Source organism: Neisseria sp. HMSC056A03 (genome assembly GCF_001815685.1).
GTDB lineage: Bacteria > Pseudomonadota > Gammaproteobacteria > Burkholderiales > Neisseriaceae > Neisseria > Neisseria subflava.
In genome coordinates this window covers 134,048-154,908 of the sequence record NZ_KV821587.1, presented here as the reverse complement: position 1 = coordinate 154,908, position 20,861 = coordinate 134,048, and the positions used below count along the sequence as shown (strand labels likewise).

At 51.1% G+C, this 20,861-nt stretch carries 26 protein-coding genes; 5 read left to right on the top strand and 21 right to left on the bottom strand.

What is annotated here, in order from left to right; translation table 11 throughout:
* Positions 1–51 precede the first annotated feature (51 nt).
* The 7 genes from ubiE to ilvD form a co-directional block, all read right to left on the bottom strand.
* The gene (gene ubiE / locus HMPREF3052_RS01390; RefSeq protein ID WP_070748008.1) at positions 52–789 is read right to left on the bottom strand and encodes a bifunctional demethylmenaquinone methyltransferase/2-methoxy-6-polyprenyl-1,4-benzoquinol methylase UbiE; all 738 of its coding nucleotides are present in this window, start codon (positions 787–789) and stop codon (positions 52–54) included.
* A 29-nt stretch (positions 790–818) separates the two neighbouring features.
* Positions 819–1,184, bottom strand: a complete 366-nt coding sequence (locus tag HMPREF3052_RS01385; protein WP_283126932.1) for an MBL fold metallo-hydrolase — start codon at positions 1,182–1,184, stop codon at positions 819–821.
* Positions 1,185–1,203: 19 nt separating this feature from the next.
* A complete protein-coding gene (locus HMPREF3052_RS01380; protein ID WP_070748006.1) occupies positions 1,204–1,635 on the bottom strand; it encodes a gamma-butyrobetaine hydroxylase family protein in 432 nt (143 codons plus the stop codon).
* Between the two features lies 1 nt (position 1,636).
* Positions 1,637–1,870, bottom strand: a complete 234-nt coding sequence (locus HMPREF3052_RS01375) for a cytochrome b6 (RefSeq protein WP_070748004.1) — start codon at positions 1,868–1,870, stop codon at positions 1,637–1,639.
* Positions 1,871–1,946: 76 nt separating this feature from the next.
* Positions 1,947–3,236, bottom strand: a complete 1,290-nt coding sequence (locus tag HMPREF3052_RS01370) for a CAP domain-containing protein (RefSeq protein WP_070748002.1) — start codon at positions 3,234–3,236, stop codon at positions 1,947–1,949.
* A 68-nt stretch (positions 3,237–3,304) separates the two neighbouring features.
* Positions 3,305–3,436 (bottom strand): hypothetical protein, encoded by a 132-nt coding sequence (locus tag HMPREF3052_RS11970; RefSeq protein WP_256388404.1) that lies wholly within the window; start codon positions 3,434–3,436, stop codon positions 3,305–3,307.
* 68 nt (positions 3,437–3,504) lie between these two features.
* Positions 3,505–5,364: a dihydroxy-acid dehydratase gene (gene ilvD / locus HMPREF3052_RS01365; protein ID WP_070748001.1), complete on the bottom strand. Its 1,860-nt coding sequence runs from the start codon at positions 5,362–5,364 to the stop codon at positions 3,505–3,507.
* Positions 5,365–5,642: 278 nt separating this feature from the next.
* Here ilvD and HMPREF3052_RS01360 point away from each other — a divergent pair, with 278 nt between their 5' ends.
* Positions 5,643–6,206 (top strand): YceI family protein, encoded by a 564-nt coding sequence (locus HMPREF3052_RS01360; protein WP_070747999.1) that lies wholly within the window; start codon positions 5,643–5,645, stop codon positions 6,204–6,206.
* A gap of 69 nt (positions 6,207–6,275) precedes the next feature.
* Here the strand turns inward: HMPREF3052_RS01360 and HMPREF3052_RS01355 are convergent, their stop codons facing one another.
* Positions 6,276–7,223 (bottom strand): bile acid:sodium symporter family protein, encoded by a 948-nt coding sequence (locus HMPREF3052_RS01355; protein WP_070747997.1) that lies wholly within the window; start codon positions 7,221–7,223, stop codon positions 6,276–6,278.
* A gap of 149 nt (positions 7,224–7,372) precedes the next feature.
* The gene (locus tag HMPREF3052_RS01350; RefSeq protein WP_070747995.1) at positions 7,373–8,254 is read right to left on the bottom strand and encodes an NAD(P)H-hydrate dehydratase; all 882 of its coding nucleotides are present in this window, start codon (positions 8,252–8,254) and stop codon (positions 7,373–7,375) included.
* Positions 8,255–8,307: 53 nt separating this feature from the next.
* On the opposite strand from HMPREF3052_RS01350, the gene HMPREF3052_RS01345 reads away from it, so the two are divergent.
* The gene (locus tag HMPREF3052_RS01345) at positions 8,308–8,964 is read left to right on the top strand and encodes a cytochrome b/b6 domain-containing protein (RefSeq protein WP_070747993.1); all 657 of its coding nucleotides are present in this window, start codon (positions 8,308–8,310) and stop codon (positions 8,962–8,964) included.
* Positions 8,965–9,055: 91 nt separating this feature from the next.
* On the opposite strand, the gene HMPREF3052_RS01340 is transcribed toward HMPREF3052_RS01345, so the two are convergent.
* From HMPREF3052_RS01340 to HMPREF3052_RS01305, 8 genes are all read right to left on the bottom strand, one after another.
* Entirely contained in the window at positions 9,056–10,144 is a 1,089-nt protein-coding gene (locus HMPREF3052_RS01340) for a FlxJ family methyltransferase (protein WP_070747991.1), read from the bottom strand.
* A 36-nt stretch (positions 10,145–10,180) separates the two neighbouring features.
* Positions 10,181–11,884, bottom strand: coding sequence for an ApeI family dehydratase (locus HMPREF3052_RS01335; RefSeq protein WP_070747989.1), 1,704 nt, complete (start codon positions 11,882–11,884; stop codon positions 10,181–10,183).
* Between the two features lie 33 nt (positions 11,885–11,917).
* Positions 11,918–12,691: a hypothetical protein gene (locus HMPREF3052_RS01330; protein WP_070747987.1), complete on the bottom strand. Its 774-nt coding sequence runs from the start codon at positions 12,689–12,691 to the stop codon at positions 11,918–11,920.
* Positions 12,692–12,780: 89 nt separating this feature from the next.
* Positions 12,781–13,320, bottom strand: a complete 540-nt coding sequence (locus HMPREF3052_RS01325) for a COG4648 family protein (RefSeq protein ID WP_070747985.1) — start codon at positions 13,318–13,320, stop codon at positions 12,781–12,783.
* A gap of 72 nt (positions 13,321–13,392) precedes the next feature.
* On the bottom strand, positions 13,393–13,641 hold the full coding sequence (locus HMPREF3052_RS01320; RefSeq protein ID WP_003680823.1) for an acyl carrier protein: 249 nt from the start codon (positions 13,639–13,641) through the stop codon (positions 13,393–13,395).
* A 12-nt stretch (positions 13,642–13,653) separates the two neighbouring features.
* Entirely contained in the window at positions 13,654–13,914 is a 261-nt protein-coding gene (locus tag HMPREF3052_RS01315) for a phosphopantetheine-binding protein (protein ID WP_003757545.1), read from the bottom strand.
* The gene (locus HMPREF3052_RS01310; RefSeq protein WP_070747983.1) at positions 13,911–14,669 is read right to left on the bottom strand and encodes a lysophospholipid acyltransferase family protein; all 759 of its coding nucleotides are present in this window, start codon (positions 14,667–14,669) and stop codon (positions 13,911–13,913) included. Before HMPREF3052_RS01310 ends, HMPREF3052_RS01315 begins: the two co-directional genes overlap by 4 nt.
* On the bottom strand, positions 14,666–15,427 hold the full coding sequence (locus tag HMPREF3052_RS01305; protein WP_070747981.1) for a beta-ketoacyl synthase chain length factor: 762 nt from the start codon (positions 15,425–15,427) through the stop codon (positions 14,666–14,668). Before HMPREF3052_RS01305 ends, HMPREF3052_RS01310 begins: the two co-directional genes overlap by 4 nt.
* A gap of 110 nt (positions 15,428–15,537) precedes the next feature.
* Between HMPREF3052_RS01305 and HMPREF3052_RS01300 the strand changes: the two genes are divergently transcribed.
* The 3 genes from HMPREF3052_RS01300 to HMPREF3052_RS01290 all read left to right on the top strand — a co-directional run bounded on the left by HMPREF3052_RS01300 (position 15,538) and on the right by HMPREF3052_RS01290 (position 18,049).
* Complete coding sequence (locus HMPREF3052_RS01300) at positions 15,538–16,026, top strand: hotdog family protein (protein ID WP_141756587.1); 489 nt, start codon at positions 15,538–15,540, stop codon at positions 16,024–16,026.
* A 65-nt stretch (positions 16,027–16,091) separates the two neighbouring features.
* Positions 16,092–16,820 (top strand): 3-oxoacyl-ACP reductase FabG, encoded by a 729-nt coding sequence (fabG, locus tag HMPREF3052_RS01295; protein WP_070747977.1) that lies wholly within the window; start codon positions 16,092–16,094, stop codon positions 16,818–16,820.
* On the top strand, positions 16,814–18,049 hold the full coding sequence (locus tag HMPREF3052_RS01290) for a beta-ketoacyl-ACP synthase (protein WP_070747975.1): 1,236 nt from the start codon (positions 16,814–16,816) through the stop codon (positions 18,047–18,049). Before fabG ends, HMPREF3052_RS01290 begins: the two co-directional genes overlap by 7 nt.
* Before the next feature lie 94 nt (positions 18,050–18,143).
* Here HMPREF3052_RS01290 and HMPREF3052_RS01285 read toward each other — a convergent pair whose 3' ends face one another.
* The 4 genes from HMPREF3052_RS01285 to lptE all read right to left on the bottom strand — a co-directional run bounded on the left by HMPREF3052_RS01285 (position 18,144) and on the right by lptE (position 20,807).
* The gene (locus tag HMPREF3052_RS01285; RefSeq protein WP_070747973.1) at positions 18,144–18,668 is read right to left on the bottom strand and encodes an RDD family protein; all 525 of its coding nucleotides are present in this window, start codon (positions 18,666–18,668) and stop codon (positions 18,144–18,146) included.
* A gap of 91 nt (positions 18,669–18,759) precedes the next feature.
* On the bottom strand, positions 18,760–19,179 hold the full coding sequence (locus HMPREF3052_RS01280; protein WP_003746427.1) for a hypothetical protein: 420 nt from the start codon (positions 19,177–19,179) through the stop codon (positions 18,760–18,762).
* A gap of 147 nt (positions 19,180–19,326) precedes the next feature.
* The gene (gene holA / locus HMPREF3052_RS01275; protein ID WP_070747971.1) at positions 19,327–20,328 is read right to left on the bottom strand and encodes a DNA polymerase III subunit delta; all 1,002 of its coding nucleotides are present in this window, start codon (positions 20,326–20,328) and stop codon (positions 19,327–19,329) included.
* Positions 20,328–20,807 carry an LPS-assembly lipoprotein LptE gene (gene lptE, locus HMPREF3052_RS01270; RefSeq protein ID WP_070747970.1) on the bottom strand — a complete coding sequence of 160 codons (480 nt, stop codon included), beginning with the start codon at positions 20,805–20,807 and terminating at the stop codon, positions 20,328–20,330. Before lptE ends, holA begins: the two co-directional genes overlap by 1 nt.
* Positions 20,808–20,861: the final 54 nt, after the last annotated feature.

Here is a 20,861-nt window from a genome sequence, read left to right as displayed (position 1 = left end):
AACAAAGGGCGTGTCTATTAATCACGCCCTTTGTGTTTGTTTCAGACGGCCTTAGAATTTCACACCTTTATGCAGGGCAACGATGCCTGCGCTCATGTTGTGGTAATCCACGCTGTCGAAACCTGCATCCAGCATCATTTGTTTTAAGGTTTCTTGGTCGGGGTGCATACGGATGGACTCGGCGAGGTATTGGTAGCTGTCGGCATCTTTTGCAATCAGTTTGCCCATAATCGGCAACAGTTTGAAAGAGTAGAGATCGTACACGCCTTCCAAAGGTTTGTATACTTTGGAAAATTCCAACACCAGCAGGGTGCCGCCCGGTTTCAATACGCGGTACATTTCTTTCAGCGCGGCATCTTTGTGCGTCATGTTGCGCAGGCCGAATGCGACGGAAACCAGATTGAAATAGTTGTCGGGGAACGGCAATTTTTCAGCGTCTGCCAATGATACGGGCAGAATCTTGCCTTCGTTGAGCAGGCGGTCGCGGCCAACGGTCAGCATGGAGGAGTTGATGTCTGTCAGCCAAACTTCGCCTTCTTTGCCTACGCGTTTCGCCCAGCCTCGGGACAAATCGCCTGTACCGCCGGCGATATCCAATACTTTGTCGCCTTTTTTCAGGCGCGCGGTATTGATGGTGAAATGTTTCCAAACACGGTGCAGACCGCCGGACATTACGTCATTCATAATGTCGTAGTTTTTTGCCACGGAGTGGAAGACTTCGGCAACTCTGCCTGCTTTTTCGTCTTCGTCAACAGTCGTGAAGCCGAAATGGGTTTTGTGGTCGCTCATAGTGTCTGCCTTCTTAAAATAATACGGATTCAGATATCGAATACGTCGAAATCGCCAACCACTTTCGACGCGGGAAATATAGTTTGTGCCTGTTGCTCCAGCATCAGGCGTTGCCCTTCTTCGGTATAACGTGCGCTGATGTGGGTCAGGTAAAGTTGTTTCACATTGGCTTGCAAGGCCAGCTTGGCAGCATTGGATACGGTTGAACGGAACACTCGTTCCGCTGTGTCTTCATCGCCTGCGGCAAAGGTTGCTTCATGCACCAAAACGTCTGCGTTTTGTGCGGCGCGCACTGCCTGAAGGCAGGCTTTGGTATCGCCGAAGATGGCCGCTACCCGTCCTTTTTTGGGCGGGGAGAGGAATGCTTTGCCGTCAATGATTCTGCCGTCGTCCAATATTACGGTCTCGCCTTTTTCAGACGGCCTTTCCGCCGCAACCGCCGCTGCCGCAGGAATGTGTGTGTTTGGGTTTCAAATCTTCAGCACTTGGGGTTCTGGACGCACCGGCTTTTTCGAGGCGGTCGAGATAGTCTTGCCAAAGCGCGTCTTGATTGTGTGCCAGTCGGTAGAGATAGTTCCAGTCGTAAAGGCCGCTGTCGTGGCCGTCTGAAAAAGTAATTTTCAATGCGTATTGGCCGACGGGGTCCAAATCGGTAATGCTGACTTCGGCTTTGCCTGTTTGCAAAACATCTTGACCTGGACCGTGTCCGCGCACTTCCGCGCTGGGCGAATACACGCGTAGGTATTCGGCAGGAAGGCTTTTGGCACCGTCAACATAGACCAAAGTCAGTACGCGCCGCTCTTGCTGGAGGCGGATTTCTTGTGGGATTTTATCGGCTTGGGTCATGTCATGCTCCGTTCTTTTTACGCAAATAGGCAACGCGTACAGAAAAAATACCGCCAAGTACGGCAAACAGCACGATTGCGTAGAGTGAAAACCGTATCAGGCTCACTTGTGTGTCTGCCGTCAGTCTCAAAGGCAGCAACATCACGGCAACGAACAGTAAAAACGCGGCTAACATGGCGGCAATGCTGGCAAAGGCATAGCGGGTATTGGCTGCTGTTTGCGGATGTTTGGTCATATTGGATAGCTTACCGTAGGGTAGTGAGGCGGTATTTTATCAGCTTTTTGGTGCTTCATGCCGTCTGAAAACGGCTTTATTTCCATAAATAAAGTGTAATGGCGCGCCTGTCTTCGCCTTCGGGCATTAAGCGGATGCTGCTGCCTTTGCTTCCGTTGACACGGATAATGATGCCGCCGGCCTGCCGCTCGATAATGTCGATTTGGGTGTCGCGGTTCGTTCGGTAGTTGTAGCGTTCGCATTGCTTCAAACACCAAAAATCCTGCCAATGGATAAAATATTTTTGTCCGGATTCGATGGCCAGCGTTTCGCCGCCTTTGACGATGAAGTAAGGATAATCGGGTTTTTGCGTGCTGAATGTCCATTCGGCCGTTCTGTCTTTTCCGTTTTGACGGTATTCGAACACGGCACGGTAGTCGGTGTCGTATTCCAATGGCTGTAAAGGAAACAGCGCAAATTGGCGTTCGGTCAGGAGGCGGTTTGGGTCATTATCTTTATATAAGATTTTGACATCTCTGATTTCTTTTGTGTCCCGATACAGTTTGAACGAACGTATTTTGACCGGAGGCGATTGTTCTGAGAACGCGATGCTGACCGGATTGCCGGTCATTTCATAATGCGGCATAGGGTCGGGACGTTCGCCATGGAAAACCGGCGAGGCAAAGTTGCCTTGCGGATAGGTGATGTAAGGCCGGAGTTTGCGGTTGGAAATTTCATCCGCATAAATAATAGCGTGGCCATGACAGGCATCTTGATAAAACGAGCGGCTGAGGTCGGAGAGGGGGCGGTTTTTTTGGCAGAGGTTGTTGAATCTGCTGTCGCCTTGATTGATGCTCAACGCGATTTGTTTACCTTGCGATTCAAATGCGGCTCCGGCCTCGTCGATATTTTGGTCGAGTAAGGAGAGGCGGTGGTAAATCGCCGTCATCAGGTTGTCCAGCTGATGTTGGGCAGGTAGATGGTCGTTGATTTTTTCGTTTGGCGGATGCTGGCCGGTACTGACGTTTTCGTGCACGCCTTTATAGGCATAACCGGCTTTGCGCGTGCGGTCTGATGGGCGTGGGCCTGTATAAAAGGGATTGCGCGTATTGTGTTCGTCATGGCCGTCGTCAGGGTTTTGCAGTAGATAGCGGGCATGATTGCGCGCGGCGCGTTCGAGTGTGTCTGAGTGCGCCAGTGCGGGCAGATTGGCTGAGGAGCGGAGGAAGTTTAAATACGCCAAGGCGTCAAAATCGGCAACGGCAGAACGATTTTGCGGCGGTTGGGCGTAGATGAGCTGGTCTTCGGAATAGCGATGGGTTTCGTAGTATTGGAATATACCGAGCGCGACGGCAAAACCACCCAACCAGTAAAGAATGTGTTTCATTATATGTACTGCGTTCAGACGGCCTTGAGCTACGGCTCTTTCCCCTTGAAACTCATGCCGTTAAATGATTATTTTGATAGCGGCTTGACTTGGAATGCTTCAGGATGGGATTTGAAATATTCAACAGCGATAAATCCGCCGCCAATAATAATCAACAGGGCAATGGCCATGCCGATCATCGCTAAAATGAATTTGTCCATATTTGTCCGTTTGAATGAAGGCCGTCTGAAACACTTGAAAGCGTTCAGACGGCCTTAAGTCAGGTTAATTAACGTTCGATTTGCGATACGTCGCGTACTGCGCCTTTGTCGGCGGAAGTCGCCATCGCGCCGTAGGCACGCAGGGCTGCGGAGACGTAGCGGTCGCGGTTTTCCGGTTTCCACGCTTTGCTGCCGCGCGCTTCCATTTCGGCACGGCGTGCGGCAAGCTCTTCATCGGAAATGACAAGGTGGATGCTGCGGTTTGGAATGTCGATTTCGATGGTGTCGCCTTCGTGTACCAAACCGATGGCGCCGCCTTCTGCCGCTTCAGGAGAAGCGTGGCCGATAGACAGGCCGGAAGTACCGCCGGAGAAACGGCCGTCGGTCAGGAGGGCGCAGGCTTTGCCCAAACCTTTGGATTTCAGGTAAGAAGTCGGGTACAGCATTTCTTGCATGCCCGGGCCGCCTTTAGGGCCTTCGTAGCGGATGATGACGATATCGCCGGCCACGATTTGATTGCCCAAAATGCCTTCTACTGCGTCTTCTTGGCTTTCAAATACGCGGGCGCGGCCGGTAAATTTGAGGATGCTCTCGTCTACACCTGCGGTTTTCACTACGCAACCGCGCTCGGCGATGTTGCCGAACAATACTGCCAAGCCGCCGTCTTGCGAGTAGGCATGTTCGACATCACGGATACAGCCTTTTTCGCGGTCGAGGTCGAGGGTTTTCCACATACGGTTTTGCGAGAACGCCTGAGTAGTGCGCACGCCGCCGGGAGCCGCTTTGAAACGCTCGATGGCATGGGTGTTTTCAGGGTTGGTCACGTCCCATTTTTCAATCGCGTCTTTCAGTGTCGGCGCATGGATGGTGTACACGTCGGTGTGCAGTTTGCCCGCTTTGTCCAGTTCTTTCAGGATGGCGAAGATGCCGCCGGCGCGGTGCACGTCTTCCATGTAGTAGTCGTGGTTGTTGGGCGCGGTTTTGCAGATGCAGGGCACGACGCGGCTTAAGCGGTCGATGTCTGCCATTTTGAAATCGACACCGGCTTCGTTAGCAACGGCGAGCAAGTGCAGGATGGTGTTGGTGGAGCCGCCCATGGCAATGTCCATGGTCATGGCGTTTTCAAACGCTTTTTTGTTGGCAATGCTGCGCGGCAAAACGGTTTCGTCGTCTTGCTCGTAATAGCGTTTGGTGATTTCGACAATCATTCGACCTGCTTCGAGGAACAATTCTTTGCGGCCTGCGTGGGTCGCCAAGTATGAACCGTTGCCCGGTAGGGAAAGGCCAAGTGCTTCGGTCAGGCAGTTCATGGAGTTGGCGGTAAACATGCCGGAGCAGGAGCCGCAAGTCGGACAGGCGTTTTGCTCGACTTCTTCGACTTGTTGGTTGCTGACATTGTCGTCCGCCGATTCAATCATGGCGTCAATCAAGTCCAAGCGGCGTTCGGGTTGGATGTTGGCCACGCCGATGACCTTGCCTGCTTCCATCGGACCGCCGGAAACGAAGATGGTCGGTATGTTCAGGCGCATGGCGGCAATCAGCATCCCGGGGGTGATTTTGTCGCAGTTGGAAATGCACACCAACGCATCGGCGCAGTGGGCGTTGACCATGTATTCGATGGAGTCGGCAATCAAATCGCGGCTGGGCAGGGAGTACAACATACCGCTGTGTCCCATGGCGATGCCGTCGTCGATGGCGATGGTGTTGAATTCTTTGGCGATTGCTCCGGCTTTTTCAATTTCGCGGGCAACCAGCTGACCCATGTTGTGCAGGTGGACATGGCCTGGGACGAATTGGGTGAAGGAGTTGGCAATGGCGATAATCGGTTTGCCGAAGTCGGTTTCCATTACGCCGGTCGCACGCCACAATGCGCGCGCGCCTGCCATATTGCGGCCGTGGGTAGAGGTTTTTGAGCGGTATTCAGGCATTTTTGTTCCTTTGTTTTATGCTGAGGCCGTCTGAAATAGGCTGGTTGGTTGGCGGCCCGTTGTAGAAATAACTGGCTATTTTATACCAATTACGAGCGATGAAGCACGCTATTTTGTAATAAAACTAAACTGTATTTGCTTCACCTGAATTTGCTGCTCAATCCTTCAGACGGCCTGAAGTTTTCTTAAGATGAAACGCTGTCTTTCTCAGTTGCAAAAGATGTTAGCATCAAAAAGTGATATGATAGGGAACTTCTCACATTTCTAAGGATAAGACGATGAAAAAAATCATGTTTGCATTGTGTTCGGCCATGTTGGCTTCTGCTGCGTCTGCCGCTGTTTATAAAGTGGACGAATTTCATGCCAATGCCCGCTTTGCCATCGACCATTTCAACACCAGCACCAACGTCGGCGGTATTTATGGTTTGACCGGCAATTTGGAATTTGACCGTGCCAAACGCCAAGGCTCTATCGATATCGTATTGCCTTTGTCCAAACTGCAAACCGGTTCCGATCACTTTACCCAACATTTGAAATCTGCCGATATTTTCAATGCAGACAAATACCCTGAAATTCGTTTTGTATCCACCAAATTCAATTTCAACGGCAAAAAACTGCTGTCTGTTGACGGCAATCTGACCATGAACGGCAAAACTGCGCCGGTAAAACTCAAAGCCGATAAATTCAACTGCTACCAAAGCCCGATGGCAAAAGCAGAAGTGTGTGGCGGCGACTTCAGCACCACCATCGACCGTACCAAATGGGGCTTGGATTATTTGGTAAGCGCCGGTATGAGCAAAAAAGTAGACATCAATATCCAAATCGAAGCAGTGAAACAATAATCCTGTTTGATTTCAAAATAAAGGCCGTCTGAACGGAATCTGTTCAGACGGCCTTATGATTAAAGACGTTTAGGATTCTTTATTTTTATCGGCTTTGGCTGCCCAATAAGTTGCCAGAAGCGAGCCGGAGATATTGTGCCACACGCTGAACAATGCGCTAGGAACGGCAACAACCGGCGCGGCGGCAAAGTGTGCAGCGGCAAGGGCGGCGCCTAAGCCTGAGTTTTGCATACCGACTTCGATGGCCAGCGTTTTTTGTGCATCATAAGGCAGGCCGGTCCATTTGGCGGCAAAGAAGCCGAGCAGATAGCCGATGCCGTTGTGAAGTACGACAACCGCGAAAATCAGCAGGCCGCTTTCAATAATCTTGCCTTTGCTGGCGCCGACTACCGCGCCGATAATCAGCACGATGGCGGCAACGGAAACCAGCGGCAGCGCATCGGTCAGTTTTTCAGTTTTGTTGCCCAAAATCTTATGGACAATCAAACCCAAAACGATGGGGAGCAAAACCATTTTGACGATGGACATCAACATGCCGCCAGCTTGGATTTCCAGCATTTCACCGGCAAGCATTAGGAAGATGGCAGGAGTCAGCAATGGGGAAATCAGGGTGGAAACCGATGTAACGGCAACCGACAAAGCCACATTGCCGCGTGCTAAATAGGTTATCACATTGGAAGCCGTACCGCCCGGACAGCAACCGACCAAAATCACACCGACCGCGATTTCGGCAGGCAGGTTCAACAGTTTCGCCAGCAGATAGGCAGTCGCAGGCATGATGGCGAATTGGGCAATCACGCCGATAATGACGGCTTTGGGGTGTTTGAACAAAATGTCAAAGTCGGAGGGCTTGAGGGTCAAGCCCATGCCGAACATGATGACGCCCAGTAGCCAAGGAATGTAAGGGCCGACCCATTTGAAGGTGTCGGGTGCGAAAAAAGCGATGCCGGCAAAGAGCGCGGCCCAAAGGGAAAAGGTCTTTCCGATAAAATCACTGATTTTGTTGAGGGTATTCATGATGATATGTTGTGAAGTTGTTTTTAAGGGAAATCAAGGATACACGCCTTAACCTTAATTTGCAAAATGGATTAAAATAAATAAGGCCGTCTGAAGATAAGAATTGATTTTCAGACGGCCTGTGATTTGTATTTGCTATATAGACGGCATTATTCTTTTGATAAAATATTGCGCAGCCATCGGGCGGCAGGTGCGATTTCTCCGGCAAGTATACCGGTTTCGATTTGGTCGCTGTGTTTGATGACATCGGCCGCCGCACCATGCAGCCATACGCCGGCGCAGGCGGCTTGGAATGCCGGAATGCCTTGTGCCAGCAGGCTGCCGATAATGCCGCTTAAGACATCGCCGCTGCCCGCGGTGGCCAAACCGGCATTGCCGCTGGTGTTGGTATAGACTATGCCGTCTGCCGTGGCCACCAATGTATGATGGCCTTTCAATACAACGGTCGCGCCATATTTACGGCTGATTTCGGTCACGGCTTTTTGCCTGTCGGCTTGAATTGATTGGGTATCGGCACTAAGTAAGCGTGCAGCTTCGGCCGGATGAGGTGTCAGGACGATATGTTTGTACAATTTGAGGCGTTCGGCTAATTCGGAAGAGCGGGCAAGCAGTGTCAAAGCATCTGCATCGAGCAATAAAGGCTGGTTATGGTGTGTAGACAGGATTTGGGGCAGCAGCTGCTCTGATAATCCGTCCAAACCAAAGCCGCAGCCGATTACGCGTGCGCTGACATCGTCGCGCTTCATCAGTTGGATCGCAGTGGCGAGCATAATTTCAGGGCGTTCGGGAATGATGGCAAAAGGCAGCGTGGCTTGGTTGAAGCCAGCCCAAACCTTGCCGCACCCTTGATACATCGCGGCTATGGCTGCCAAAACTATTGCACCGCTCATTCCTGTTGCGCCGCCGATAATGGCAAGCGTGCCGTATGTGCCTTTGTGTGATTCTTGGGCGCGGGGGCGGAATACGTCGGGAAATGCTAAGGCCGTCTGAAAAGCTTGAAGCGATTCGGGAAGCGTGTAGATGGGCTGCATGGCGTAACCTTCCAAGATAAGAAATTTAATTTTAAATCAGAAAGTAAAAGGTAATGAAGCAAAAAATAAAAGTTTGGGACGCACCTACGCGCCTGTTCCATTGGCTCTTGGTGTTATTGATGGGATTCATGTGGTACAGCGCGACCCAAGGCGGCGAGATGCTGGTATGGCACTTACGCGGCGGCTTGTTGATGCTGGCTTTGGTGGTTTTCCGCTTGTGTTGGGGAATTTGGGGCAGCGATACGACAAAATTCAGCCGATTTGTGCGCCCGTTTTCCGAAATCCGTCGCTATACGCAAGGACAAATGTCTGAAGACGAATTGGTCGGTCACAATCCTTTGGGCGCGCTGATGGTCATCGCTTTATTGGCCGCCTTGTTTTTTCAGACGGCCACAGGTTTATTTGCCGCCGATGAAAATACGTTTACCAATTCCGGCTTTTTGAATCATTTGGTCAGCGAACACGCCGGTACGCTGGCGCGAAAAATCCATGTCAAATTCTTTAATGTCTTAGCTGTTTTGGCGGGCGTACATATCGCGGCTGTTTTGCTGTATCGCTTTGTGAAAAAACAGGATTTGATTACGCCGATGATTAACGGCTTTAAAACCATCGATGCCCAGCAGCCTAAATTGGCCGGAATGGGACAACTGTTTGCCGCTTTGTTGGTGGTGATTGCGGTAGTGTGCGCAGTATGGATGTTGCGCGGCTGATGCATTAAGGCTGATACCTAAAAACAAACCGACCCCGATAGCTGAAATGGCTGTCGGGGTCGGTTTCTTTTTAGGGTTTAAAAGATGATGTTCAGACGGCCTTAACGCAGCGCAAGATGCTGTGGCCGCGGCCGATGTCGTCTGAAATTTCCGCTACTTTCAATCCGGCTTTTTCAACGCAACGGATCAGGTCTTCAGAGTGGAAGATTTTGCTGTTGCCGTTGGCCATGGCAGTGAAATACAGGCTGGTCATGGTCAGACAGTAGGCGGCGGTCTCGTAGCGTTGTCTGTCCCAGAAAGGCTCCATGATATAGAGGCTGGTGTTTTCGCTCATAGATGCAGCGGCGCGTTGAAGAATGCTGGTAGCTTGTTCCTCGGTGAAACAGTCTAGGAATTGGCTCATCCAGATCGCGTCAAAACCGGTTGGGAACGGAATTTCAGGATCAAGCAGGTTGGCCGGATGGGCGTGGATACGGTCCGCGCCGTTTTTGCCTTTGGTCGCTTCACGCATCAAGCCGATTTGTTGCGGCAGATCCATGATGGTTACTTCGACTTCGGCATTGTGGTTGACGCATTGTTCCGCCCAGCGACCGGTATTACCGCCGACATCGAGCAGTTTTTTAACCGGTTTGGCGAACACGGTGTTGAGTGCTTCTGCGAAGGAGTTGTCGGAATAATAATGGTCGAATGCAAACCATTTTTCCTGCGCGATGCTTGGCAATGAAGACAAGCCTTCGTAAATGGTCGGCCAGTCGCCGAATACTTTCAGGCCTTCGGGCTTGCCGGTTTGCAGGGTTTTTTCCAGATCAAACATGCCTTGGTAGCAGATTTCCTGCGTGAAATCCATATTGACGCGGGCCATTTTGTCTTTGAGGACAAACCAACCGGCCTTGCTGATGAAATAGCGGTTGTCGCGAGTCAAGACAGTGCCGATAGACAGCGAGGCTTCCAGCAGGACTTGTGCCGCGTAGTTGCTGATTTTCGCTTTTTCGGCGATTTCGGCTTGAGTGAGGCCGTCTGGATGGTCGTTCAGCAGGTCCAGAATGCCAAATTTCACCATCAGGCGGGAAACTTGGAACACAATCGGTGCAAAAGCGATTTCTTGAGCTAGACGTTGAGCCTCGCCTGCGGACTGGTGTTCGTGGGAATAGCGTTGTTCTAGGGCAGGGAAGAGTTGCATATTGTTGGTTTTCCACTAAAAAGTTAATAAGTATATTCAGACGGCCTCAAACACAATCCGTCCTGATGCACACGGATGCTCTCCGTTGTTGATTTTAAAGCTCAGTTTGTTTTTACTTTCATCAAATTTCAGCTCTACCGACACTTCATCGTGAGGACGGATAAACTGCTGATATTTTAGATTTTCGATGCGGATAACGCGCTGTTTACTCCATGGCTTGGACGCGATCAGGTTGCGCACCCATTGCAGCTCGACCACGCCGGGAACCAGCGGGAAGGTGGCAAAATGGCCGCCGAAATAAACCAAATCCAAAGGCACGCGGCCGATAAAAGTTTCGGTATTGGTTTCATCGTCAGATGATGTTTTCGACCAAACGGGCGAAGTTTGGGCAACGGTAAAGGCCGTCTGAAAATCTGCCGCGGCGATTTTGGCTTGGGCGTTGCGCGGCAGGCTGTCGGCAAAACGCCAGTAGCGCGGCAGGGCAATGGTGTCCTGCGTGGCAGCCAGATGGCGTTTGAGCGTATCGGCAACCGCAGCACGGCCTTTCTCGCGCAAGGCGGCGATACCGTCTGCGTTCAATGCCGCCCATATGGCAATGCGTTGATGCTGCGGATGGCGGCCGCAGTGGGCGTCGGCAATCCAAGGGTGTTGTAAAAGTTCGTGTTCGATTTGGGTCAGCGACACGCGTTTGTCCTCAAATTTAATAATGCGGTCTTGGCGACCGAGTAACAGAAAACCGTCATCTTGCGGCTCGATCAAATCGGCTGTTTGACAGCGTTCGGGCGACCAAGGCGAAGAAGCCCAAAGTGCACCTTCTTCGTTTTGTCCGATTTCCACGCCTTTGAAAGGCTGCCATTCTTGGCGTTCGCAACGTGAGGCAATCACGCCGGTTTCGGTACTGCCATAGACTTCAAACGGGCGGACGGCAGCCTGTTGCAGCAAATCCGCTGTGGCTGCGGGCAATGCGCCGCCGGCCGAGACAATGCCTGCAATTTTATGGCCGATACTCTGCCAGTTGCGGTTTTCACCCAAGCGGTTGAGTACGGCCGGGCTGGCAATCCAAACCACTTTATCATGTGCGGCCGTGCTGGAAAGCAGGTTTTCCGGATAAACCGCCTGCTGTCGCTCCATAGTCCAACCCATTGTCAGCGCGAGTGCGAAGCGGAACGTGAAGCCGTAAAGGTGTTGCGGAATCACGCTGCCGATCACGGTTTCACCGTGTTGTCCAAATGGCAGCGTATTTGCCAAAGTCAGGGCTTCTGCCTGCATTTGAGCGGCGGTTTTCACAATAATCTGCGCTTCGCCGCTGGATCCTGATGTTTTCAGCCATGCTTCGGCATGGTTGGGAATCAGATGGTTTTCAGGATAGGTGCTCAGTCCTTCCGATTCTGTTTGAGTCAATACATCAGGCAAGTGCCAGACGTTCAGGCCGTCTGAAGACAGCTTTTTATCTGTTGAATCCGTTAAAAACGCTTCTGCCGTTTTTCCCCACTCCAAATTGTCTTGCGCCAAATTGGGCAGTAATAAAACCTTTCCGCCAGAATGCCACACCGCCAACACAGCACAGGCAAACAGCGCAGCATCTTCAAACCACAACGCGGCAGTTTGCACGCCTGCCTGTTTCAGACGGCCTGACAGATGAAAAACTGCACGGTTGAAATCAGCACGCGTCCAATTCGGATAGGCGGCGATAAGGTTGTGTTGGGGCAGGTCGGGGGATAGGATTCGGGTAAGGCACATGGGGATAACTTAAAGTGTTTATTAGAAAAATATTTATTTTTCAATGGATTCGTGATACTTGTTGATTTTATATAATTTTGGTTTACCCTCAATAGTTTCTACTATTACATCTACGAGATGGGCATATTGAAAAGGATATTGTGCAGTAAGTCCAATTTTTTCTTTGATTTCTTCAGGCATAAGAACTTTTACGGGTTTTTTTGAAATGCTTTCAATAATTGCTCTGTCAGTATCAGTTTCTGTAGCGATTCTTTCCCAATACATTAAAACATTTTTGTATTCTCCTGCTTCAACAGTTTTATCTATATTTTGAAGCTGCTTTCTTACTTCTCTTGCACGATTTTGAATTATGTTGGCATCATTGGAGTTGATGTTAATAAAGTTGACGGTGGAGCCTTCTGCAACATTAAGTACGCCAATGTTCATTTGAGCTCCATGATCTTGTGCTACAGGATTTACGATATGAGCAATATTGGTCATTTGATGTTGGTTAATGTTTTCGGGTTTCTTATCTTTACCTAAAAGCCAGTTAATTATTTCTGATAGATATTCAGCATAAGATTTAATACTATCAAAACTTCCTAAAAGATCTCCGGTGAAGGCTAATAATGGAGCTAGTTCGGCAATAATGCTTCCATTACGCAATTCTTTAATATATAGCTTGGCTGGTTGTTTAGGATTGGATGTATAGCGAGTAGTATAATCATCGGATAGGCTTAACATACTTTGAGCAAAATCAGATAACTCTACAGGTTCACTATTTTTTATCGTAATTGATAACGTGGTATAACCAACTTGTAATTCCATTATTTATCCCTTATGAAAAGATAGTTTTAGCGAAAGTAAAGCTGTATTTTCTTTGCTCTGAGAGAGTAAGTAAGGCGTTTTCAGACGGCCTACACCTTCAAAACCAATTTTCGATAAATCCACTCTCCAGTAAATAAGATTCCCATTAACACATACGATACGATGCCTGTATAAGCCGCCCACCAATCGTAATATTGCAAGCCTGCCAAAATGGCAGCGGTTGCGCCGTTGAAGATAAAGAACGCGCACCAGATTTGCGTAACGCGGCGGGTGTGGCGCACGCCTTCGGGGGGAAGGTCGGGGTGTTGCAGTCGGGCGAGGCGTTCGATGACGGTTTGTTTGGCAAACAGGCTGCCGCCGAAAACGGCAAGCATCAGCGCGTTGACGGCGACGGGATACCAATACATCGAGTCGGGTCGTCTGAAAACCAGTACGGCGGCGAAAAAGGCGGCAAGGATAATCGCCGTAATGCGCTGGGCTGTGGTTTGCGGCATGGCGGCGCGTATCAGCCATAACACACACATGGCCGCTGCAAGCCAGAAAAATGCGCCGTTTTCCCTGCCGTAATACCATAGAAGCGGATAGGCGAGACTGGCGAGGGTCAGTAGGAGTTTTCCTAATATTTTCATGGTTATGATTGATTTTCAGACGGCCTTGCAGATTGACAAGGCCGTCTGAAAATATGCTGATTCAAAGCGGAATCAGGAATCTTGTTGTACTTTCAAAACCGCTTGAACCACGTCTTCTACAGTACGCACATTACGGAAGTCTTCAGCTTGCAGTTTGCGGCCGGTTTCGCGTTTGATGTGGTCGATAAGGTCGATGGCGTCGATGCTGTCGATTTCCAAATCTTCGTAGAGGTTGGTTTCGGGTTTGATGCGTTCCGGTTCGATTTCAAACAGGTTAACCAGTGCATCGGTCAGCAGGGTGCGTACTTCTTGTTCGGTCATCTTGTCTCTCCCTTATGCTTGGCGGCTCTTGACGAACTCGGCCAGTGTTTTGACGTTGGCGAAGTTTTCGCGCAGGTTGTCGTTTTCACCGTCGAGCTGGAAGCCGAAGGTTTTTTGCACTGCCAAACCGAGTTCCAGCGCGTCGACGGAATCTAAACCCAAGCCTTCGTCGCCGAAGAGCGGGTCTTCGCTGCCGATGTCGGCAGGGGTGATGTCTTCCAGCCCCAAGCTGTCGATGATTAATTCTTTGATTTGGTTTTCTAAGTTATTCATGTGGTTTTCCTTGTGAAATAGTCTTGAAGGTATTCGTTTAAACGCCTTGCGGCGATGGGTAAGGGTTTTTCCTCCAGCCATTCTTCGGGCAGGATGTCGTCGCCGACGGTGATTTCATAATGGATTTTGTGCGGCGGTATTTTGTACCAAGGCTGGCCTTTTTTGAAATTGGGCGGCGTCATTTTGATGCACACGGGGGTGATGACCGATGCGCTGCGCAAACCGAGCGATACTGCGCCACGGTGCATTTTAACCTGTCCATCCCAGCCTGTGCGCGTGCCTTCGGGGAAAATCAGCAAACTTTGCCCGCTTTTGAACACGGCGTCGATTTCTTCCAGCATTTCCATGCTTTCGTCGTTGGGGATGTAGCCTGAAGCGATAATCTGGCTTTTCATGCTGGGGTTGTGCAACAGGTCTTTTTTAACCAGTACGTTCGGCTCGGAATAGTGGCTGATCAGCAAGACGATATCCAAAAGCGAGGGATGGTTGGCAAGAATGAGCTGGCCGGGCCTGCCGAGTTTTTCCAAGCCGTTGAAGCGGACGCTCAATACGCCCGACCATTGCAGGTAGCCGACGAAGAAACGCCAAACTCTGCCTATCATGCGTCTTGCTTCAAGTTGGCGTTTGATGTCGCCTTTGGTCGATTTGAGCGTATAGGGCAAAAGTGCGATTTTGAACAATACGCCTGCAACGCCGAAGAGGATGAAGCCGAAGAGTGTGGCAAAAAAGCGACGGAAATAGTCTAAAGTCTTCATGCGTTTTTCTGCCAGTGCCAGTTTCTACCGGCATAGTGTTGCGTGTGTTGTCGGTCGTCTGAAAGCAGGAAGCGTACCCACTCCAAGCTGCTCCAGTAGGGCTCGACTGTTGTATCGTTAGGGTTTTCAGACGGCCTTGCGGATGTGGTTTCCAAGCTTAAGGTATAGTCTTCGCCTTTGGTGATGACCAGTGCCAATGCATAGGCAAACGGCGCACGGGTAGCCAAAACAGGATAGTCTTCAGATAACGGATCATCGGCAACAATCACTAAAACGGATGGCGCGCCGTCTTGTAAAAGCGCGAATGCCTCGGTCAGCGCGGTTTCAAAGGAATCGGCGGCAACGGCCAACGCGGTATGCTCGCTCATGTCTTTACGCAACATCGACCATTGCCCAATCGTCGCGTTGTGAACGGACAGGCCGAATGAGGTCGGTGATACGGTATGCGTGTTCAAAAGCTCTTGCCACAATTCAAAGCTGCGGTTGCTTTCGCCGTCGTGCGAAACGTATACCGGTACACTTTCAGGATATTGGTCGGCCAGATTCCATGCGGCATCACAAACCAAGCGCGCCGCTTTTCCCAAGCGGCGGCGTTGCATAGGCGGCAAAAAGGAGAGCGCGGGTTTGCACTCCGGCAGTGATGCGGTATCGAGTTTTCCCTGCGCCCAGTCCCGCCATTGCTCCGGCGTACTGATTTTGCTGGAGGAGGCCTGCCATGCGGCGATATTGAAGCTGAAACGGCAAACGTTTTGAGGCATGATGTCTTTCAATGTTTTACATTTTCATACATTGTAATGAAATGAGTTAGTAAAAGCTAGGCTCTGTTATAATGCATATTGTAACGTAATTTATTCCCGGATGACATTTTATGCCTTCAATACCGAGTGCTCCGATTTATGATGTGGCTTCGCTGCTTCCGCACAGCGGACATATGGTGCTTATCGACTGTGTGAAAGAATTTGGCGATGACTACACGGTTTGCCATGTGCCGGTTGGCGACAAGCATATTTTGCTGCAGGACGGCGTGTTGCCGTCTATGGCTTATATGGAATTGATGGCGCAGGGCATAGGCGCGTTTGCAGGCATTGAGGCTTTAAAGGCCGGAGAGCCTGTACGCTTGGGTTTTTTATTGGGAACGCGCAAGCTGGATTTGTTTGCCGATTCCGTGCCTGTCGGTACTGAGCTGGAAGTCAGGGCGTATGTGTCCATTCAGGATTTGGGCGGCATGGGCGTATTTGATTGCGAGTTGCGTTGGACGGAGGCACCGGAAGATGTGAAGCATCTGTTGCCGCCGGACGGTTTGCTGGCAAAAGCTTCTTTAAATGTGTACAGTCCGAAAGACGGTCAAATCATTTAAACCGTTTACAAGGCCGTCTGAAAAGACAAAGATTCAGACGGCCTGTCGATATAGTGAGAAAACGTATGAGTGAAACTATTTTAATTACAGGGTCTAATCGCGGTATCGGCAAAGCCGTCGCGCTTGGTTTGGCGCAGGACGGTTTTGATATTGTCGTCCACTGCCGCAGCCGCCGTGATGAAGCGGAAGCCGTCGCGGAAGAAATCCGTACATTGGGTAGGAATGCGCGCGTGTTGCAGTTTGACGTGTCCGACCGCGAAGCCTGCCGAGAAATTTTGACTGCCGACATTGAGACAAACGGCACATATTACGGCGTGGTGCTGAATGCCGGCCTGACGCGAGACAATGCGTTTCCTGCGTTTACAGATGACGATTGGGACTTGGTACTGCGTACCAATTTGGACGGTTTTTATAATGTATTGCACCCTTTGACCATGCCGATGATCCGCCGCCGCAAAGCAGGACGGATTGTGTGCATGGCGTCGGTGTCCGGTTTGACGGGCAACCGCGGTCAGGTCAATTACAGCGCGTCCAAAGCGGGCCTGATCGGCGCGGCAAAAGCCTTGGCGGTTGAGTTGGCAAAACGCAAAATTACCGTCAACTGCGTGGCGCCGGGCCTTATCGATACTGATATTATCGATGAGAACGTGCCTGTCGAAGAAATCTTAAAGGCCGTCCCTGCCGCACGTATGGGATTGCCCGAGGAAGTGGCGCATGCGGTGCGCTTTTTAATGGATGAAAAAGCGGCGTACATTACGCGCCAAGTGATTGCTGTGAACGGAGGTTTGTGTTGAATACCAGAAGAGTCGTAGTAACAGGTATCGGCGGTATTACCGCCTTCGGCCGTGATTGGCAAAGTATTCAGACGGCCTTTAAAGCCGAAAAAAATGCCGTCAAATACATGGACTGGAGCGAACGCTTTCCTGAATTGGAAGCGCAGCTGGGTGCGCCGATCGAAGGCTATTCTCCTCCCGAACATTGGACGCGCAAGCAGCTCAGAAGCATGGGGCGCGTGTCGCATTTGTGTGTCGATGCGGCGGAACAAGCTTTGACGGATGCGGGCTTGCTGGGTGATGAAAGCATTACCGACGGCCGTATGGGCGTGGCGTGCGGTTCGTCTGTCGGCAGTACTAAAGACATTGGCGATATGGGTGAACTTTTGCTGACAGGCACATCGCGCAATTTTAACGCCAATACTTATGTGCGCATGATGCCGCATACGACTGCCGCCAATATCGGTATTTTCTTCGGCTTGAAAGGCCGCATTATTCCAACTTCAAGCGCGTGTTCTTCGGGCAGCCAAGGCATTGGTTATGCCTACGAAGCCATCAAATACGGCATGATAGACATGATGCTGGCGGGCGGCGGCGAAGAATTTTGTCCGTCCGAAGTGTATGTTTTCGATTCACTCTATGCCGCCAGCCGCCGCAACTGCGAACCTGAGCTGACGCCACGCCCTTACGACAACGCTCGAGACGGCTTGGTCATCGGCGAAGGTGCAGGCATATTCGTATTGGAAGAATTGGAACACGCTCGTGCGCGCGGTGCGAAAATCTATGCCGAGCTTGTCGGCTATGGTGCCAACAGCGACGGCAGCCACGTTACCCAACCGCAAAAAGAGACCATGCAAAAATGTATGGAGCTTGCGCTGAAAGATGCAGGTATTACGCCTGATAAAGTCGGCTATGTCAGCGGTCACGGTACGGCGACCGAAAAAGGCGATATTGCCGAAACATTAGCGACCGAAGCCGTGTTTGGTTTTGTGCCGATGAGTTCGCAAAAAAGCTATCTCGGCCATACACTCGGCGCGTGCGGTGCATTGGAAGCCTGGTTTACCATCGAAATGATGAACAACGGCTGGTTTGCGCCGACCGTCAATTTGGAAAACATCGACCCGCGTTGCGGCAAGGTGGATTACATCCAAACAGGCGGACGTGAGATTCAAACCGATTATGTGGTCAGCAATAACTTTGCTTTTGGCGGCGTCAATACATCGCTGGTGTTCAAACGTTGGCAAGAATAATCATTGCTTGATGTTATGATTAAAGGCCGTCTGAAACTTATCTTGAGTTTCAGACGGCCTTTATTTTATTTACGGATTGAGTCGCTTTTGGATTTTATTCGTTTGTTTTCTTCTGATTCAAATCCACCAGCCTTGTTCCGGCCAAGAAGTCGTAGAGGAACTGGCGGTCGGGATGGAACAGGGCGAAGCCCCATGGCAGGATGAGCCAAATGAGCGCGGCGCCGAATGCGCCTTTGGGCGGTATATTGAGCAGATGGCGCAATCCGGCGTAGGCAAACAGGGGAATAAAGACAATAAAAATGCTTGCCCAAATAAAGCGCAGGCGCAGCTGCGGCAGGGGCGGCAGGGTATCGTTTTTATCGGCTAAGCCGATTTTCCATGTCTGCATGGCGAGAGTTTGGCCTTTTTTGTGCCAGTTAGCGCGGAAGTAGAGCCACCATGCGTAGAACAGAATCAGACAGGTTGTCAGCATGGACAGGCGCGTGGAAATGGGATTGAGAAAGATGGCGACAATACCGGCTGCAAGGGCGGCAATGCTGGTAACGGCGCCGGTCAGCAGAAGTTCGTAAACCAGTGCGGCGAGGCGGCGTTTGAGTGGGGCGGTGGGAAGACGGGTCATAATGCGATGGAAACGGAAATGGGTTTGATGGAAATAAAAACAGGCCGTCTGAAACGGGATAGGATGTTCAGACGGCCTGTTACTGTCGGGATTAGCGATGTGGACGTTTTTGACCGCGTGCCTGTTGGGCAGCCATTTGGTTCATTTCCTGACGGGTCGGACGTTTTTTGAAGATGGCGTGCGCTTCGTCAACGGAACATTTTTGTGACAGGCAAACCAAGGTAATCGCGTCTTTTTGATGTTGGCCGCCGCTGTGGTACATACGGCGCAGGTTGGCTTCGTTGATACGGCCTTTTTCCGGATCGATGTCGAATTTTTTCAGGCGCTCGAGGAATTGGCGTTGCTGACGGCGTGAAGTCCAAACGAAACCGCCTGCGGCAGCGGCCACAATGATGACGGCCAACAGAATAGCCAGCGGCCATGAATCGACGATCAGAACGATGATGAGGCTTAATACGGCAGTGGTCAGCAGGGCCAGACCGCCGATGCGAAGTTTGGTTTTATTATCCATATGGTTGGTGTTTCCTTGTTTTTTGCTGGAAGAGGCCGTCTGAAATGCGAGGTTCAGACGGCCTGAATTTGAGTTTACGCTATTTTACAGTATTTTCTGTTTTTGGGGCGTATTGCGTGCAAGTTTCTTGACGCGTGGCAACGGTTTTCAAGCGGCCAGCGAGGTAACGAGTTGTTTGAACTCGGTCCATGCATCGCCATCTTCCGCGCCTTTGATGATGCGGTCGATTTTGGCGCAGGTTTTGAGCGCGTCGAGCAGGCGGTTGATGGAAATGCGTTTGGCAGCCATCGGTGCAAGGGTCTGCTTGTCACCCCATAAGCGCAGGCTGTTGCGCAGGCTTTGGATGTTTTGGCCTTGCTTGAGTGCGGCAGTGAGGCGGATTAGGGTGCGGATGTCTTCGGCAACCGCCCACAACAGCAAAACCGGCTCTTCGCCTTCTTCTTCCAAACCGTCCAGCAAACGGGAAACGCGCAGGGCATCGCCTTTCATCCATGCGCCTGCCAGTTGGAATACGTCGAAGCGGGCGACAGTGGCAACTGCGGCTTCTGCGTCGGCAATATTGATTAAATGGCCTTGGGGATGGAGCAGGGCGAGTTTTTCGATTTCCTGACGGGCGGCCAAAAGATTGCCTTCGACGCGCTCGGCAAAAAGGGCGAGTGCTTCAGGTTCGATATCCAAACCCTGCTGTTTCAGGCGGCCCTGTATCCATTGCGGCAAAGCATATGGCGCAACGGCTTTGGCTTCTAAGACGATGCCTTTGCCTGCCAATGCGGAAAACCATTTGGACTGGATTTGCGCTTTTTCAAGCTTAGGCAGGAGGATGAGCGTAACCGTATCTTCGGGCAGGCGTTCGGCGAAGGTTTGCAGGGCATCGCCTCCGTTTTTGCCGGGCTTGCCGTTGGGGATGTGGATTTCCAGCAGTTTTAAATCGGCAAACAAACCTGCGCTGCCGGCACTTTGCAACAGCTCGTTCCAGTCAAAATTGTTTTCGGCGGTATAGACTTCGCGGTTGAGATAGCCTTGTTTTTTTGCGGCTGCGCGCAGCGTATCCAAAGCCTCGATGCGCAACAAATCCTCTTCGCCGTGAATAATGTACAACGGTTGGAGCGGCGTATCGGGGCGCAGGCTCTCAATGGGCGCGGCAGCCATTATTGCGCTTTCAGGAAAGTCAGGCGGCGGACGATTTGATCTGCGGCGTCGATGCGCATTTCAGACCAAATGGTTTCTTCCTCTTCCTGTTTGCCCAAGACTTCGCTGTCGGCGTAGTCCATGGTGCGGTGAACCTTAACTTCCATCGGTTCGCCAACCGGCTCGCCATTGCGGAAGGCTTGGGCTTTGATGGTCATGGCCAGCAGGTATTCGTTGATTGCGGCGGCGCGGGTGATGGTATAGATGTCGCGGCGTTTTTGAAAGTCGACAACGCGCAGGGTGATTTGTGATTCGGCTTCGCTAACCGGATGACCGTCGGCACGGCGTAAGGCATTTTCCAGCGCTTTTTGCATGACGGCTCCGCCTTCTACATGCCAGTTTTGATAAGGCAGCGGCTGCGAAGTCACGCCTGTGCCTTTTAGGTGGAAACCGCAAGAGGCAAGCAATAGGGCGAGTGCAGGCAATAGGATTTTTTTCATTGGATATTCCTTCGTTGAAACCGGTTACGGTATCGTCGGATTATAACGAATAAT

Bases quoted from the DNA above. Each gene is read 5' to 3' on its own strand.
- ubiE (WP_070748008.1), bottom strand. From the start codon at position 789: ATGAGCGACCACAAAACCCATTTCGGCTTCACGACTGTTGACGAAGAC.
- HMPREF3052_RS01380 (WP_070748006.1), bottom strand. From the start codon at position 1,635: ATGACCCAAGCCGATAAAATCCCACAAGAAATCCGCCTCCAGCAAGAG.
- HMPREF3052_RS01375 (WP_070748004.1), bottom strand. From the start codon at position 1,870: ATGACCAAACATCCGCAAACAGCAGCCAATACCCGCTATGCCTTTGCC.
- HMPREF3052_RS01370 (WP_070748002.1), bottom strand. From the start codon at position 3,236: ATGAAACACATTCTTTACTGGTTGGGTGGTTTTGCCGTCGCGCTCGGT.
- HMPREF3052_RS11970 (WP_256388404.1), bottom strand. From the start codon at position 3,436: ATGGACAAATTCATTTTAGCGATGATCGGCATGGCCATTGCCCTGTTG.
- ilvD (WP_070748001.1), bottom strand. From the start codon at position 5,364: ATGCCTGAATACCGCTCAAAAACCTCTACCCACGGCCGCAATATGGCA.
- HMPREF3052_RS01360 (WP_070747999.1), top strand. From the start codon at position 5,643: ATGAAAAAAATCATGTTTGCATTGTGTTCGGCCATGTTGGCTTCTGCT.
- HMPREF3052_RS01355 (WP_070747997.1), bottom strand. From the start codon at position 7,223: ATGAATACCCTCAACAAAATCAGTGATTTTATCGGAAAGACCTTTTCC.
- HMPREF3052_RS01350 (WP_070747995.1), bottom strand. From the start codon at position 8,254: ATGCAGCCCATCTACACGCTTCCCGAATCGCTTCAAGCTTTTCAGACG.
- HMPREF3052_RS01345 (WP_070747993.1), top strand. From the start codon at position 8,308: ATGAAGCAAAAAATAAAAGTTTGGGACGCACCTACGCGCCTGTTCCAT.
- HMPREF3052_RS01340 (WP_070747991.1), bottom strand. From the start codon at position 10,144: ATGCAACTCTTCCCTGCCCTAGAACAACGCTATTCCCACGAACACCAG.
- HMPREF3052_RS01335 (WP_070747989.1), bottom strand. From the start codon at position 11,884: ATGTGCCTTACCCGAATCCTATCCCCCGACCTGCCCCAACACAACCTT.
- HMPREF3052_RS01330 (WP_070747987.1), bottom strand. From the start codon at position 12,691: ATGGAATTACAAGTTGGTTATACCACGTTATCAATTACGATAAAAAAT.
- HMPREF3052_RS01325 (WP_070747985.1), bottom strand. From the start codon at position 13,320: ATGAAAATATTAGGAAAACTCCTACTGACCCTCGCCAGTCTCGCCTAT.
- HMPREF3052_RS01320 (WP_003680823.1), bottom strand. From the start codon at position 13,641: ATGACCGAACAAGAAGTACGCACCCTGCTGACCGATGCACTGGTTAAC.
- HMPREF3052_RS01315 (WP_003757545.1), bottom strand. From the start codon at position 13,914: ATGAATAACTTAGAAAACCAAATCAAAGAATTAATCATCGACAGCTTG.
- HMPREF3052_RS01310 (WP_070747983.1), bottom strand. From the start codon at position 14,669: ATGAAGACTTTAGACTATTTCCGTCGCTTTTTTGCCACACTCTTCGGC.
- HMPREF3052_RS01305 (WP_070747981.1), bottom strand. From the start codon at position 15,427: ATGCCTCAAAACGTTTGCCGTTTCAGCTTCAATATCGCCGCATGGCAG.
- HMPREF3052_RS01300 (WP_141756587.1), top strand. From the start codon at position 15,538: ATGCCTTCAATACCGAGTGCTCCGATTTATGATGTGGCTTCGCTGCTT.
- fabG (WP_070747977.1), top strand. From the start codon at position 16,092: ATGAGTGAAACTATTTTAATTACAGGGTCTAATCGCGGTATCGGCAAA.
- HMPREF3052_RS01285 (WP_070747973.1), bottom strand. From the start codon at position 18,668: ATGACCCGTCTTCCCACCGCCCCACTCAAACGCCGCCTCGCCGCACTG.
- HMPREF3052_RS01280 (WP_003746427.1), bottom strand. From the start codon at position 19,179: ATGGATAATAAAACCAAACTTCGCATCGGCGGTCTGGCCCTGCTGACC.
- holA (WP_070747971.1), bottom strand. From the start codon at position 20,328: ATGGCTGCCGCGCCCATTGAGAGCCTGCGCCCCGATACGCCGCTCCAA.
- lptE (WP_070747970.1), bottom strand. From the start codon at position 20,807: ATGAAAAAAATCCTATTGCCTGCACTCGCCCTATTGCTTGCCTCTTGC.